Raw genomic sequence first — 505 nt, 5'->3', positions numbered from 1 at the left:
CTCATAGCCGGTGATGCCCTGGCGCTTGAGCATGATCTCGAGAATCTGCGGCACGGTTTTCTGCTGGAAGATGCGCCAGTTCGAGCGCAGCCCGGCGCGGGCCAGCACGGGTTCGACCAAGGCGCGGTAACGGGTGCGGTGGAAGCCTGTTTCACCCTGGCTGAAGGTGCTGACCAGGCCGTGCACGTAGCGCAGCGGGCGCTCGCCGCGCCAGATCGTGAACAGCACCGGCTTGTCGAGTAGCTGGCCGAAGTCGACATCGTCTTCGAAACTGATCAGCTCCAGCTTCAGCTGGAACGGTGAGCTGATGGCTTCGTCCAGTTCGAACGACACCACTTCGAATTCACTCCGGCCAACCAGCGGCTGGAAGGTAAAGTGCAAATCGGATTGGCTAGGCATATGGCGCCCCCCGCTACTGCTGCAGAATCGCGTTGAGCGATTCCACGACTTCGGCGGTGATCAGGTCGAGGCGGTAGCTGTAGTAGCTGTAGGCGCAGACCATGGC

1 protein-coding gene and 1 pseudogene are annotated in these 505 nt (G+C 61.4%); both read right to left on the bottom strand.

The annotated features are described in order from the left end of the window. Positions 1–399, bottom strand: a 399-nt coding sequence (locus AK81_RS27595) for a contractile injection system protein, VgrG/Pvc8 family (RefSeq protein ID WP_043204415.1), incomplete at its 3' end; no start/stop codon positions are given. A gap of 13 nt (positions 400–412) precedes the next feature. Then, positions 413–505: pseudogene (locus AK81_RS30580) on the bottom strand (type IVB secretion system protein IcmH/DotU); the annotation flags it as partial.

Origin of the sequence: Pseudomonas putida W15Oct28, assembly GCF_000708715.2 — a bacterium.
Classification (GTDB): domain Bacteria; phylum Pseudomonadota; class Gammaproteobacteria; order Pseudomonadales; family Pseudomonadaceae; genus Aquipseudomonas; species Aquipseudomonas putida_R.
The sequence above is the reverse complement of the archived record's forward strand: the minus strand, read 5'-3'. Positions and strand labels throughout refer to the sequence as shown.